General features: G+C 68.3%; 14 protein-coding genes and 1 pseudogene. 2 read left to right on the top strand and 13 right to left on the bottom strand.

Annotation, left to right across the window (positions count from 1 at the left end; genetic code table 11):
* Nucleotides 1-16: 16 nt before the first annotated feature.
* The gene (locus tag F614_RS0112285; RefSeq protein ID WP_019558979.1) at nucleotides 17-859 is read left to right on the top strand and encodes an outer membrane protein assembly factor BamD; all 843 of its coding nucleotides are present in this window, start codon (nucleotides 17-19) and stop codon (nucleotides 857-859) included.
* 251 nt (nucleotides 860-1,110) lie between these two features.
* On the opposite strand, the gene F614_RS0112280 is transcribed toward F614_RS0112285, so the two are convergent.
* From F614_RS0112280 to F614_RS0112225, 12 genes are all read right to left on the bottom strand, one after another.
* Nucleotides 1,111-1,449, bottom strand: coding sequence for a P-II family nitrogen regulator (locus tag F614_RS0112280; RefSeq protein WP_017940393.1), 339 nt, complete (start codon nucleotides 1,447-1,449; stop codon nucleotides 1,111-1,113).
* A gap of 420 nt (nucleotides 1,450-1,869) precedes the next feature.
* The gene (locus F614_RS0112275; protein ID WP_019558978.1) at nucleotides 1,870-3,564 is read right to left on the bottom strand and encodes an NAD+ synthase; all 1,695 of its coding nucleotides are present in this window, start codon (nucleotides 3,562-3,564) and stop codon (nucleotides 1,870-1,872) included.
* Nucleotides 3,565-3,571: 7 nt separating this feature from the next.
* On the bottom strand, nucleotides 3,572-4,441 hold the full coding sequence (gene sucD / locus F614_RS0112270) for a succinate--CoA ligase subunit alpha (protein WP_019558977.1): 870 nt from the start codon (nucleotides 4,439-4,441) through the stop codon (nucleotides 3,572-3,574).
* On the bottom strand, nucleotides 4,438-5,598 hold the full coding sequence (gene sucC / locus F614_RS0112265) for an ADP-forming succinate--CoA ligase subunit beta (RefSeq protein WP_019558976.1): 1,161 nt from the start codon (nucleotides 5,596-5,598) through the stop codon (nucleotides 4,438-4,440). Before sucC ends, sucD begins: the two co-directional genes overlap by 4 nt.
* A 70-nt stretch (nucleotides 5,599-5,668) precedes the next feature.
* Nucleotides 5,669-6,049, bottom strand: coding sequence for an aspartate 1-decarboxylase (gene panD / locus F614_RS0112260; protein ID WP_026279269.1), 381 nt, complete (start codon nucleotides 6,047-6,049; stop codon nucleotides 5,669-5,671).
* Nucleotides 6,050-6,315: 266 nt separating this feature from the next.
* Nucleotides 6,316-7,194, bottom strand: coding sequence for a pantoate--beta-alanine ligase (panC, locus tag F614_RS0112255; RefSeq protein WP_018867138.1), 879 nt, complete (start codon nucleotides 7,192-7,194; stop codon nucleotides 6,316-6,318).
* Nucleotides 7,195-7,209: 15 nt separating this feature from the next.
* Nucleotides 7,210-8,004, bottom strand: coding sequence for a 3-methyl-2-oxobutanoate hydroxymethyltransferase (gene panB, locus F614_RS0112250; protein WP_018881638.1), 795 nt, complete (start codon nucleotides 8,002-8,004; stop codon nucleotides 7,210-7,212).
* A gap of 35 nt (nucleotides 8,005-8,039) precedes the next feature.
* Complete coding sequence (locus tag F614_RS0112245; protein WP_018867136.1) at nucleotides 8,040-8,690, bottom strand: deoxynucleoside kinase; 651 nt, start codon at nucleotides 8,688-8,690, stop codon at nucleotides 8,040-8,042.
* Nucleotides 8,687-9,229 carry a 2-amino-4-hydroxy-6-hydroxymethyldihydropteridine diphosphokinase gene (folK, locus tag F614_RS0112240; RefSeq protein ID WP_018867135.1) on the bottom strand — a complete coding sequence of 181 codons (543 nt, stop codon included), beginning with the start codon at nucleotides 9,227-9,229 and terminating at the stop codon, nucleotides 8,687-8,689. Before folK ends, F614_RS0112245 begins: the two co-directional genes overlap by 4 nt.
* Complete coding sequence (gene pcnB, locus F614_RS0112235; protein WP_018867134.1) at nucleotides 9,226-10,653, bottom strand: polynucleotide adenylyltransferase PcnB; 1,428 nt, start codon at nucleotides 10,651-10,653, stop codon at nucleotides 9,226-9,228. The genes folK and pcnB overlap by 4 nt, the downstream gene beginning before the upstream one ends.
* Before the next feature lie 52 nt (nucleotides 10,654-10,705).
* Nucleotides 10,706-11,173, bottom strand: coding sequence for an NUDIX hydrolase (locus F614_RS0112230; protein WP_017940404.1), 468 nt, complete (start codon nucleotides 11,171-11,173; stop codon nucleotides 10,706-10,708).
* Complete coding sequence (locus F614_RS0112225) at nucleotides 11,170-11,610, bottom strand: RNA-binding S4 domain-containing protein (RefSeq protein ID WP_017940403.1); 441 nt, start codon at nucleotides 11,608-11,610, stop codon at nucleotides 11,170-11,172. The genes F614_RS0112230 and F614_RS0112225 overlap by 4 nt, the downstream gene beginning before the upstream one ends.
* Nucleotides 11,611-11,725: 115 nt before the next feature.
* Between F614_RS0112225 and F614_RS0112220 the strand changes: the two genes are divergently transcribed.
* Entirely contained in the window at nucleotides 11,726-12,415 is a 690-nt protein-coding gene (locus tag F614_RS0112220; RefSeq protein ID WP_018867133.1) for a glutathione S-transferase family protein, read from the top strand.
* Between the two features lie 291 nt (nucleotides 12,416-12,706).
* Here F614_RS0112220 and F614_RS15100 read toward each other — a convergent pair.
* Nucleotides 12,707-12,911: pseudogene (locus F614_RS15100) on the bottom strand (hypothetical protein).
* Between the last annotated feature and the right edge of the window lie 274 nt (nucleotides 12,912-13,185).

The raw sequence follows: 13,185 nt of genomic DNA, 5'->3' as shown, positions 1-13,185 counted from the left end.
TCTGTGAGGCCTCGCCGTGATTTCTGTCCCGCACCTGTCGCGCCTGCTCGTCGTTCTGATCGTGGCGCTCGTGGTCGCCGGCTGTGCCGGGCGCGAAGACCCCACGCTCGGCTGGTCCGCCAGCCAGCTCTACGGCGAGGCCAAGAACGCCCTGAACGAGGGCAACTACGACCAGGCCGTCGAATACTACGAAAAACTCGAGGCGCGCTATCCCTTCGGGCGCTATGCCCAGCAGGCGCAGATCGAGATCCCCTACGCCTACTACAAGGCCGGCGAGCCGGAACCCGCCCTGGCCGCGGTGGACCGCTTCGTGCAGCTGAACCCGCGCCATCCGAACCTGGATTATGCGTACTACCTGCGCGGGCTGATCAACTTCAACCGCCAGCAGGGCTTCCTCGCCAACCTGTTCCCGCGTGACCCCGCCGAGATGGACCCGGAGCCCTTCGACCAGGCCTTCCAGGACTTCGACCGCCTGATCCGCGAGTTCCCCGACAGCCGCTACGCCCCGGACGCCTACCAGCGCATGATCTACATCCGCAATGCGCTGGCCGCCTACGAACTGCGGGTGGCCGAGTTCTACATGGAACGCACCGCCTGGGTCGCAGCCGCGCAGCGCGCCCGCAACGTCATCTCCACCTACCCCGGCGCCGAGGTGATGCCCAAGGCCCTGGCCGTGCTGCATCGCGCCTACACCGAGCTCGGCCTGGACGATCACGCCGAGAACACCATGACCGTGCTGGAGCTGAACTATCCGGACGTGGCCGTGGCCGTGCGCGCGGGCGAGCCGGTGGAACTGGAACGCGAGGAACGCCGCGGCCTGTGGCGCGTGATGGACCGCATCCCCTTCCTCACCAACTGAGCCCCCGGGCACTCGTTCAGTCCGCTACGGCACCGAGGGAAAAGCGTCTACAGGATGGTGGGAAGACTGGAAGGTTGAACGGGTTTGGCCGCCACGGATATTGCGTACGTTCGGGGCTGCGACAGACACCAGCCAACCCCACACCCCAATCACGCTTCCCCTCTTCCAGCCTTCCTGTTACCCGCCCTTGACCTTCTTCGTGCCTTCGTGCGCTTCGTGGTAGATCCATCAAGCGCCGGAGGATCCGTCGTTCAGAGGGCCTCGCTGCCCTCTTCGCCGGTGCGGATACGGACCACGCGCGACATGTCGGACACGAAGATCTTGCCGTCCCCGATCTTGCCGGTGCGCGAGGCCTTCACGATCGCATCGATGCAGGGGTCGACCCGGTCGTCGTCCACCACCAGTTCCAGCTTCACCTTGGGCAGGAAATCGACCACGTATTCCGCGCCCCGGTAGAGCTCGGTGTGGCCCTTCTGGCGCCCGAAGCCCTGGACCTCGGTCGCGGTCATCCCGGCGATACCCATCTCGGTCAGGGCCTCGCGGACATCTTCCAGCTTGAACGGCTTGATGATCGCCTCGATCTTCTTCATGCGAATCCCTTTGGTTGTGCCCGCTGCGCAGGCGCTTGTCTCACCCCTGAAAGTGTATCAAACCCCCGGCCCCGCGCTGTGGTCCTCGCCTGCTCGCGACGTTCGACGCTGCTCTGGATTCACCACGAAGCACACGAAGGCACGAAGAAGGGCCAGGTCAAGGGCGTTTAACAGGAAGACGGGAAGGCTGGAAGAGGGCCTGTGGTTGATCGGGGAAGTCCTTTCCGGTCCGCAATATGCCGCCGTTTCGGATACGTCGGACGGAGCGAGGCACCGAGTCAGTATTGTCGGGGCCCTAAGACCGCAGCCCGGGACACCCCATTCAGAACCTTCGGTACTTCCTGTCTTCCTGTGAACCGTCCTTGACCTTCTTCGTGCCTTCGTGTGCTTCGTGGTGAACTCTGCGCGCGTCGGAGCGGATCAGTCCGGGCGGTAGCCGGAGGTGATCGGGTAGCGCCGGTCGCGGCCAAAGGCGCGCGGGCTGACCCGTATCCCGGGCGCGGCCTGGCGGCGCTTGTACTCGGCGATGAACACCATGCGGGCGATGCGCTCCACCGTGGGGCGGTCAAAACCCTGCGCGACGATGTCGGCGACGGACCGTTCCTGCTCGACAAAGGCCTCGAGGATCGCGTCCAGCACCTCGTAGGGCGGCAGCGAGTCGGCATCCTGCTGATCCGGCGCCAGCTCCGCGCTGGGCGGACGTTCGATCACCCGTTCCGGGATCGCCGGCCCGCGCGTGTTGCGCCAGCGCGCCAGGCGATACACCCACTGCTTGGAGACATCCTTCAGCGGCGCGAAACCGCCATTCATGTCGCCGTACAGCGTGGAGTAGCCCACCGCCATCTCGGATTTGTTGCCCGTGGCCAGCAACAGCTTGCCGCTGCGGTTGGACAGCGCCATCAGGAGCACGCCCCGGGCGCGCGCCTGCAGGTTCTGCTCGGTTACGTCCCCCGCCCCGGCCGGATACGCGGACAGGGCATCTCCCAGCCCCGCCATGAAACTCTCGACCATCGGTTCGATCGCGATCTCGTGATACTCCAGCCCCAGCAGCCGGGCCTGTGCCTCGGCGTCCTCGATGCTGATCGAGGCGGTATAGCGATAGGGCATCATCACGGCCGTGACCGCCGCCGGGCCCAGGGCGTCGGTGGCCAGCGCCGCGGTCAGCCCGGAGTCGATCCCGCCGGACAGGCCCAGCAGCACCCCGGGAAAGCCGTTCTTGGTCACGTAGTCTCGGATGCCGATCATCAGCGCCTGGTAGAGGTCGCGGGCATCGGCCTCGTCCGGTTCCGGACCGGGGTCGGTCAGGGTCGGCCGGATGCCGCAGGCGGACAGGTGCAGGTGCTCGTCGCGGGGGTGCAGGACCGGACCCTGCGCCCCGCGGCGCGCCTCTACCTGCCCCTGGCCGGTCGCCCAGGCCGGCAGCACGGCCCGCGCCCCGTTGACCGGATCCTGCACGAAGGAGCGCCCGTCGAAGACCAGCTCGTCCTGGCCGCCTACCTGGTTCACGTAGACGACCGGGCAGCCGGTCTCGGCGACGCGCTGGCCCACCACGCGCAGGCGTTCCTCTGCCTTGCCGCGGTGGTAGGGCGACGCGTTGAGATTCAGCAGGAGCTCGGCCCCGGCGGCCCGCGCCGCGGTCGCCGGACCCGGCTGCCAGATGTCCTCGCAGACCGTCAGTCCGACCCGCCAGCCGTCCAGTTCGACCACGCAGGCCTCGGTGCCGGCGACGAAGTAGCGCTCTTCGTCGAACACCGAGTAATTGGGCAGGACCTGCTTGGCATAGCGCGCGATGCAGGCCCCGTCGCGCAGCCAGAGCGCCGCGTTGATCAGGCCCGCCTCCCCGTGCACCGGGGCGCCCAGGATCACATCGATACCCCGCGCCGCCTCGGTGATCGCGGTCACCACGCGCTCCACGCCCAGCAGAAACGCCGGACGCAGCAGCAGGTCCTCCGGCGGGTAGCCGGTGACCGCCAGTTCGGGGAACACCACTGCGCGGGCGCCGCCGGCGCGGGCCTGTTCGATCGCCTCGAGGATGCGGTGGCGGTTGTCCTCCAGACCGCCCACCACCGGGTTGATCTGGGCCAGGGCCAGACGCAGGGGCGAATCGGCGCTCATCCGCGGATCAGACCAGTGCGGACTGCATCGCGGCGCCCAGTTCCGCCGGGCTCTCGGCCACGCTCGCACCGGCCTCGCGCAGGGCGGTCATCTTCTGCGCCGCGGTGCCCTGACCACCGGCGATGATCGCCCCGGCATGGCCCATGCGCCGGCCCGGCGGTGCGGTGGCGCCGGCAATATAGGCGGCCACCGGCTTGTCGAATTCGTCCGCGATAAAACGCGCGGCGCGCTCCTCGGCGTCGCCGCCGATCTCGCCCACCATCAGCACGCCGTCGGTCTCCGGATCCTCGCGGAACAGGCGCAGGCAGTCGACGAAGTCCAGGCCCTGGATCGGGTCGCCGCCGATGCCCACGCAGGTGCTCTGGCCCAGGCCAAGGTCGGAGGTCTGCTTGACCGCCTCGTAGGTCAGGGTGCCCGAGCGCGAGATGATGCCGATGCGCCCGCGACGGTGGATATAGCCGGGCATGATCCCGACCTTGCAGGCATCCGGGGTAATGATGCCCGGGCAGTTGGGGCCAATCAGGCGCGTCGGGCTGCCGGCCAGCACCTGCTTGACCCGCACCATGTCCTGTACCGGGATGCCCTCGGTGATGCAGACCGCCAGCTCGATCCCGGCGTCCGCCGCCTCGCAGATCGCGTCCGCGGCGAAGGGGGCCGGCACGTAAATCATGCTGACGGTCGCGCCGGTGGTCGCCACCGCGTCGGCCACGGTATCGAACACCGGCCGATCCAGATGGGTCTGCCCGCCCTTGCCGGGGGTTACGCCCCCGACCAGGCGGGTGCCGTAGGCGATGGCCTGTTCCGAATGGAAACTGCCCTGCTTGCCGGTGAAGCCCTGACAGATCACTTTGGTTTCGCGGTCGACGAGAATGCTCATGCCACGGCCTCCACTGCGGCCCGCGCTGCCGCGTCCAGATCAGCGGCCGGGATCACGTCCAGCCCCGAGTTCGCCAGCGCACTGCGGCCCTGCTCGGCGTTGGTGCCCTCCAGGCGCACCACCACCGGCACCTGGACCTGTACCTCGCGGATCGCGGCGATGATGCCCTCGGCGATCAGGTCGCAGCGCACGATGCCGCCGAAGATATTCACCAGCACCGCCTTCACCGAGGCATCGGACAGGATCAGCTTGAACGCCGCGGTCACCCGCTCCACCGTCGTGCCGCCACCGACATCCAGGAAGTTGGCGGGTTCGCCGCCGTGGTGCTGGATCAGGTCCATGGTCGCCATCGCCAGGCCGGCACCGTTGACCATGCAGCCGATGGAGCCATCCAGGCGGATGTAATTGAGGTCGTGCTCGTGCGCCTGTTCCTCGGCCGGGTCGCGCTGGCGCGCGTCGCGCTCTTCGAACAGCGCCTTCTGGCGGTAGGCCGCGGAGTCGTCGATGGTCAGCTTGGCGTCGACCGCCAGCAGCCGGTCATCGCCGGTCAGCACCAGCGGGTTGATCTCGAGCAACTGGGCATCGAGCTGCTGGAACAGGGCATGCGCGTTGGTCACCAGCTGCGCCATTGCCTTCGCGGCGGCGCCGGCCAGGCCCAGACTCGAGGCCACCCGGCGGCCATGAAACGGCATTACCCCCGTGGCCGGATGGATCGGCAGGGTCACGACCGCCTCGGGGCGCTCGGCCGCCAGCGTCTCGATATCCATGCCGCCCTCGGCGGAGACCACCAGCGCCAGGCGCTCGCGCGCGCGGTCCACCAGCATGGCGAAGTAGAATTCGCGGGCAATATCCACCGCCGGCTCCAGCAGCAGCTGGTCCACCGGCAGCCCCTCGGGGCCGCTCTGGCCGGTGACCAGGCGCGAACCCAGCAGGTTCTCCGCGGCCACGCGCGCCGCCTCAAGGGAATCCGCCATCACCACGCCGCCGGCCTTCCCACGACCGCCGGAGTGGACCTGGGCCTTGACCAGCACGCGCTCGGCACCCAGCGCCTGCCAGGCGCCGGGTAGTGCATCGATCGCGGTGATCACCTGACCGTCGGGAACGGGGATGCCGGCGTCGCGAAAGCGCGCCTTGGCCTGAAATTCGTGGAGATTCATGGGCGTCGAGGATAGCGGCGCGCCCCCGGCCCGACAACTGCGGGCGGGCCGTGCGCGGAGGAGAGGGAAATCAGGCGGCCTGGACCGGGATGCCGTGACCGGTGCGAATGATCCGGTTGCTGGCGTCGAGATAGACCAGGTCGGGGGTGAATTCGCGGGCCTCGGCGGCCTCCATCTGAGCATAGGCGCAGATGATCACGCGATGGCCCACCGCCGCCTTGTGCGCGGCCGCGCCATTGACCGAGATGATGCCGGAACCGGCCTCGCCCTCGATCGCGTAGGTCGTGAAGCGCTCGCCATTGTCGATGTTGTAGATCTGGATCTGCTCGAACGGCAGGATGCCGGCCGCCTCCAGCAGGCGGGTATCGATCGCGCAGGAGCCTTCGTACTCCAGCTCGCAATGCGTGACCCGGCCCTGATGCAGCTTGCCTTTCAGCATAGTGACAACCATACGGCGAATTCCCGGCTTGTACCTCGGAAGGGCGGAAAATTATCCGCGATCCCGGCGACCACGGCAAACCCGCCCGTTCGGGTCAATGTTTTTTCACCACGAAGCCCACGAAGGCACGAAGAAATTCAAGGGCCATTCACAGGAAGGCTGGAAGACAGGAAGGGATTCTTGATTGGCGGTGCGTAGACGATCAAGGGCCATCCGGCCCTCTTCAAATCTTCCCGTCTTCCTGTGAACGTTCTTTGCTTCGTGGTTGCCAAAAAGGATCAGGCCGGGCGGGTGCGGACGTTGTCGATCAGGCGCACGTCGTCCAGCCAGGCGGCGGACAGGACCACGAGGTCCTGCTCCGCCAGCGGTACGCCCGAGGCCGGCTCCAGCAGGTCCTCGGCGCGGCGGATGGAAAGGTACTCCGGATCGAAACCGGCCTCGCGCAGTCGTTCGCAGGCCCGTCCCTCGACCTCGGGGATGCGGTCGGCGTCGAACACAGTGGCGGTACGGCAGACCATCGCGACCTCGTCCAGCACCCGCTTGAGCTCGGGGGCTACCGCACGGGCGGCCTCCGACAGCTGATGGTTGCGCGAGCTGAAGGCCAGACCGTCCGCCTCGCGCACCGTGGGGATGGCCTCCACCCGGGTCGGGATGTCCAGCCCCTGCACCATGCGCTCGATCAGCTTGAACTGCTGGAAGTCCTTCTCGCCGAACAGGGCCAGGTCCGGGCGCACCAGGTTGAACAGCTTGGTCACCACGGTGGCCACCCCGTCGAAGTGCCCCGGTCGGTAGTCCCCCTCGAGGATTTCCGACAGCCCCGGCACGACCACGCGCACCGGGGGCATGCCGTCATCGGGATACATGTCCTCGTTGCTGGGGCAGAACAGCGCATCCACGCCGGCATCGGTCGCCAGACGGGCATCCTCCTCCAGGGTGCGCGGGTAACGCTCCAGGTCCTCGGCGCGATCAAACTGCAACGGATTCACGAAGATCGAAACCACCACCCGCTGGGCGCGCGCCCGCGCATGCCGGATCAGGGTCAGGTGCCCCTCGTGCAGGTTGCCCATGGTGGGCACCAGCGCCACGGTGCCGCGCCCCTTGCGCGACCACTCTCGATGCATGGCCACCAGCTGTGGCCGATCACGCAGGATTCTCATGCTCGGGCTTCCGTGTCAGGTAAAGGTATGGACGCCGGATTGCGGGAACGCCCGGGTCCGCACGGCGTCGCAGTAGGCGCGTACCGCGCCTTCCAGGGAGCCCCCCTCGGCGAGGAAATCCCGCGCGAAGCGCGGCGGCTCGGGGGTCAGGCCAAGCACATCCGACAGCACCAGCACCTGGCCGTCACAGCGCGGACTGGCACCGATGCCGATCACCGGCACCCCGGCGCTGCGCACGATGGCATCGGCCAGACTCTCCGGGATGCCCTCCAGCAGCAGGGCCTGCGCCCCCGCACTCTCCAGGCGCGCGGCCAGGGATTCCATCTCGGCCGCCGCCTTCGGGTCGCGCCCCTGCACGCGGTGGCCACCGAAGCGATGAACGGCTTGCGGCGTCAGCCCAAGGTGGGCGCAGACCGGGATCCCGGCGGACACCAGGCGTTCCACGATCGGCACCTCCACCGCCCCGCACTCGACCTTGACCATGTGCGCCCCGGCCCGCAGCAGTGCCCCGGACTGGGCCAGGGCGGTGGCGACATCGACATCGCCCAGAAACGGGATATCCGCCATGATCAGGGCGTTCTCGCTGCCGCGCGCCACGTTGGCGACGTGATAGACCATGTCGTCCAGCGTCACCGGCAGGGTGGTCGTGTGGCCCTGCACCACCATGCCGAGCGAATCACCGACCAGGATCACGTCGACCCCGCAGCGGTCCAGCAGCCCGGCGAAGGCCGCGTCGTAGGCAGTGAGGCAGGCGATCGGCTCGCCGGCCTGCTTGCGCCGGGCCAGGGTGTTCACGGTAATCGGCCGCATGTTCATGCCTCCCGGGCAGTCCGGCTTGCCACCCTCTAGAGCGAGATGGGCAACGGGTTGAAGTAGTGCCGCCCGCCCTGGATCGGCTCCAGAAACTGCACCAGCTGGTCGAAATCGGCCGGGTTGTTCACCCAGTCGATCTCGGTGGCGTTCACAATCACGAGCGCCGGTCCTTCGAAATGATAGAAGAATTCCGCGTAGGCGGCGTTCAGCCGTTCCAGGTAACCGGCCTCGATGTGACGTTCGTACGGTCGTGCCCGGCGGCGGATGCGCTCCTGCAGCACGTCCACCGGGGCCTGCAGGTAGATCACCAGATCCGGCCGCGGCAGGCCACCGCGCAGGTGCCGGAACATCTCGCGATAGATCTCCAGCTCGTCGGGGTGCAGGTTCAGCTCGGCGAACAGCGGGTCCTTGTCCATCAGATAGTCGGACACGTGCCGCTGCTCGAACAGCCCCTTCTGCGCCACTGGCGTCAGCTGGCGCACGCGCTGCACCAGGAAGTGCAGCTGGGTCGCCAGGGCGTGCTTGTCCGGCTCCTGGTAGAAGCGGTCGAGGAACGGATTCTCGTCCGGCGCCTCGAAGATGCCCTCGGCCTGAAGGTGCTCGGCCAGGCGTTTCGCCAGGCTGGACTTGCCAACCCCGATCGGTCCCTCGACCGCGATGAAATCGAAATCGCCCAGACTCATCGGCGCCCCTCCGCCGCCGCGACGTTCGCCTCCGGCTCCGCGATCGGGATCAGGCCCGCGCCGTCGAATCGCCGCGCCAGCCCCTCCAGCGGGCCCGCACCCGGGATCTGCAGACCAGGCGCCAGCTCCAGCAACGGCAGGACCACGAAATCACGCTCGGCGATGCCGGCATGCGGCACCTGCAGGCCCGGCAGATCCAACGACTGTTCACCGAACAGCAACAGGTCCAGATCCAGCAGCCGCGGCCCCCAGCGGCTGCCGTCGCGCTTGCGGCCGCAGGCGCACTCGATGGCCTGCAGACCCGCCAGCAGGTCCAGCGGCTCCAGACGGGTGTGCAGCCGGGCCACTGCGTTCACGTAGTCGGGCTGGTCCTGCGGACCCATCGGCGGGTTACGGAACAATCGGGAACGCCCGGTCAGGCGCGTCTGCGGCAGTTCCTGCGCCAGACGCTCAAACGCCTCACGCACCTGTGCCTCGGGCTCGCCCAGGTTGGCCCCGATCCCGATGAAGGCCTGCACGCCGTGATCGGCCGTGCTCACTCGCCACCCCCGGCATCCGGCTTCGGGGCCAGTCCAGTGTTATCGCCACCCCCCTTGCGACCCCGGCGCCGACGGCGGCCACCGCGGCGCGACTTGCCCTTGGTACCCGACTTGCCGTCACCTTTGGGCCCCTTCGGGGCTCCGGCCATGGCCTTCTGGCCGGCCTCGTCCTGCTCCTGGATCTCGGTCCACCAGCGGCACAGCTCGGGGTCGGCATCGCCGGCACGGGCGCGCAGACAGAGGAAGTCGTAGCCGGCGCGAAAACGCGGATGGGTCAGCAGGCGCAGCGCGCGACCGCCCCGATGGCGCTCCAGGCGCGCCTGCAGTTCCCAGATCTCGCGCACAATCAGGCTGAAGCGCTTGGGGATGGAGACCGTCTTCACCTGCCGATCGAGCACCTCGGCCATCGCCTGTTGCCAGGCCGGGATCTCCTGCTCGCCGTCGTCGATCCGTTGCGCCGCGGCCACCTGCACCGGCGCCCACAGGATCGCGGCATAGAGGAAGGCCGGGTTCACGCCCAGCCCCTCGTTGATGCGCTTGTCGGTGTTCAGCAACGACTCGACCAGGAACTGGCGCCGCTCGGGACCGACATCCGGATCGGCAAAGCAGTCCGCCGCCTCGGGGAACATCGCCTCGAACAGGCCAAAGCGCTCGAGTTCGTCCAGGCAGGTCACCGCCGCACCGCTGTGGAACAGCTTGATCACCTCGTCGAACAGCCGCGCGGGCGCCACGGTCTGCATCAGCGAGGCCAGCTCATGGATGCCGGCCTCGACCTCCGGTGCGATGGTTAGCCCCAGCTTGGCGGAGAAACGCACCGCCCGCAGCATGCGCACCGGGTCTTCGCGCAGCCGGGTCTCGACGTCGTCGCCGATCAGGCGCAGCACGCCCGCGCGCAGATCCTCGACCCCGCCGGTGTAATCCAGCACCGAGAAGTCCTCGATGTCGTAGTACAGGGCGTTGACGCTGAAGTCGCGGCGGATCGCGTCCTGCTCGATGGTGCCGTAGCGGTTGTCCCGCAGGATGCGGCCTTCCTCGCTCAGGGCCACCTGGCCTTCGTCCCCGGACTCGTCGTCATGCGGGGCGCGAAAGGTCGCCACCTCGATCATCTCGCGCCCGAACAGCACATGCGCCAGGCGGAAGCGGCGCCCGATCAGGCGACAGTTGCGGAACAGCCCGCGCACCTGCTCGGGCGTCGCGTCGGTGGCGACGTCGAAATCCTTCGGTTCGCGGCCCAGCAGCAGGTCACGCACGCCGCCGCCCACCAGACAGGCACGGTAACCCGCGTCGCGCAGGCGATAGAGCACCTTCAGGGCGTTGTCGTCGATCGCCGCGCGCGAGATCCCGTGATCCGCGCGCTCGTAGACACGCGGTTCCGGCAGCTCGCTGTCGGGTCGAGTCGGGGTTGCGGGGTCAGCCTTTGTCACGCGATACCGTAGCGGTGGTCGAAAGCGCCGTATGGTAACAGCTTGGCCGGCTTCATCCCGCTTTTCGCACCGGGCGCGGCGCGGCGGTTTCACCGGTCAGACGCCAGCGGCGGTAGTCATCGAGGATGCGCCGGTGATCGAACACCAGGACCGGATCCGGATCCTCCGGGTCCAGCCAGGCGCAGTCGGTGGCATCGTCGGCGGCCTTCGCCTCGCCCCGGCCACGGGCGATATAGACCGCGCTGACGGTATGCCCGCGCGGATCGCGCTCCGGGTCGGAATATACGCCCAGCAACACCTCCAGCTCGACCTCCAGCCCGGTCTCCTCGCGCGCCTCGCGCACCGCGGCATGCTCGGCGGACTCGCCAACGTCGACGAAGCCCCCGGGGAGCGCCCAGCCATGCGGGGGGTTGCGCCGCTCGATCACCAGCACCCGACCGGGCTGGGCCGGATGACGGATCACCAGATCAACCGCCACACGCGGGGTCACCGGAGGGCCACTGCCTTCGAGGGATGTCACTCGGATTCGCTCCTGTCGCTGTCATCCTGGCGAATAAAACGGCGAATCTTGCGCCGCTCGCGCTTGTCCGGCCGGCGGCTGGGCGCACTGTCCGCCACCGCGCGCTCGGCCCGGCGGCGCTCGCTTTCCGCCTCGCGCCGGGCCTGGCTCTCCGGGGTCTCCTCGTACAGAGCCTGTGCCTCGCGGGCCGGCCGGCGCTGCTCGTTCAGCCCCACCACGTCCAGCTCCCAGACCTGCGGGCCCCGATGGATCGTCAGGCGGTCACCGGGATGCACGCGCCGCGCCGGCTTGCAGCGCTCGCCGTTCACGTGGACCTTGCCGCCGCCAACCGCTTCGCTGGCCAGCCCGCGCGTCTTGTAGAAACGCGCGGCCCACAGCCACTTGTCGATCCGCAGCCCGGCGCTGGGCGCCTCGTGGTGGCCGCTACCCCTGGCCAAGGCTTCCCCGGGCCTGCGCGAGGGGGGACAATGCGCAACCTTTCCAGGCCAGGCACCGACGTTCCGCGGTCATCCGGACCGTGACCTGCCCCGACCCAGGACGCCAAGGACCCTCATGAATCTGCCGCATCTGCACCTGATCAGTTTCGCCATCTGTCCGTTTGTCCAGCGTAGCGTGATCACGCTGAAATACAAGCAGGCCCCGTTCGAACTGAGCCTGATCGATCTGGCCGACCCGCCGGAGTGGTTCCGCGCGCGCTCGCCGCTCGGCAAGGTGCCGGTGCTGATCGTCGACGACGACACCGTGCTGTTCGAGTCGGCGGTGATCAACGAGTATATCGATGCCATCACCCCGCCCGCCCTGATGCCGGTGGACCCCCTGGAACAGGCCCGCACCCGGGCGTGGATCGAGTACCTCTCGGAACAGACCTTCGCCCAGTATCACTGGATGACGGCCGCCACCGAGGACGCCTTCGAGCTCGCGCGCCATACGGCCGCGCGCGGGCTGGAGCGCCTGGAACAACAGATGACGCGGGATGATCGCCTGGCCACCCCGGATTTCTCGCTGATCGACGCGACCCTGGCACCGATCCTGATGCGCTATGCGCTGCTTGCGGACCCGGACAGCCCCTGGGAGGCGGAGGCGTTTCCACGGCTGGCGCAGCGCTGGGAGCGGCTGCGCGAGATGCCGGCCGTGCGGGACTCGGTCCCGGCCGACTTTGCGGCCCAGCTGGCCGACTATCTGCGCAAGCAGGAAGGCTACGCGCCGGCGCATTTCGCGGCGCAGCTCGACGCCTCCGCCTGACCCGGGCTTTTCCCGACCACCCACCCCTGGGGTCGCGCCCGGTTCGGCATCGGACATGCTGGCTGCCTACGGTCTACCACCTGCCTCGTTGAGGCTGGTCCTGGTTCGTCCTCAGTGTTTACGGTGCCTCCGGTCCGCCGCCTGCCAGGCGCTGACTCGCCAGCGCGCCCCGAGGTACTTTCTTGCTTGCCCAAGAAAGTACCCAAAGAAGGGCACCCGGATTTCGCCCGGGAACCTCGCTCCGGACGTGCTGGGCCGGCGGCGCTGAACTCGCTGCGCCTTCGGCTCCGCTCAGACATCCAGCGCCTTCTCCCGGCCCATCACGCCCTCCACGAGGGGCTCCATACGGGAGAGGAAAGTCAAGACAGAAGGTATTCCAGCCCCACGACACCACAACAGCCCTGCCGCCTGAAAGCCCCCGGCGCCCGCTCGCGGGCGCGGCACGCAACGGCCGAAGGCCGAGCGTGCCCAAGATGTCCGAAGACCTCGCCTTCATCCACTGGCAAGACCGTCGGGATGGCCGTTGTCTTGACCTTGAACCCCCGTTGTCGTCGCGCCGAGCGGAGAGGGTTTTCGCGGGATCAGAGGCGCTGGATGTCTGAGCGGAGCCGAAGGCGTAGCGAGTTCAGCGCCGCCCGCGAAAAGCCTCGGAGCGAGGGAAACCCCGGCCCGCACAGCGGGCCGGGGTCGCGGCAGTCGGGCGTGTTTCTTGGGTACTTCTTTGCACGAGCAAAGAAGTACCTCGCGGCGCGCTGGCGAGTCAGCGCCAG

This window comes from Thioalkalivibrio sp. ALE12 (genome assembly GCF_000381105.1).
Classification (GTDB): Bacteria; Pseudomonadota; Gammaproteobacteria; order Ectothiorhodospirales; family Ectothiorhodospiraceae; genus Thioalkalivibrio.
The sequence above is the reverse complement of the archived record's forward strand: the minus strand, read 5'-3'. Positions and strand labels throughout refer to the sequence as shown.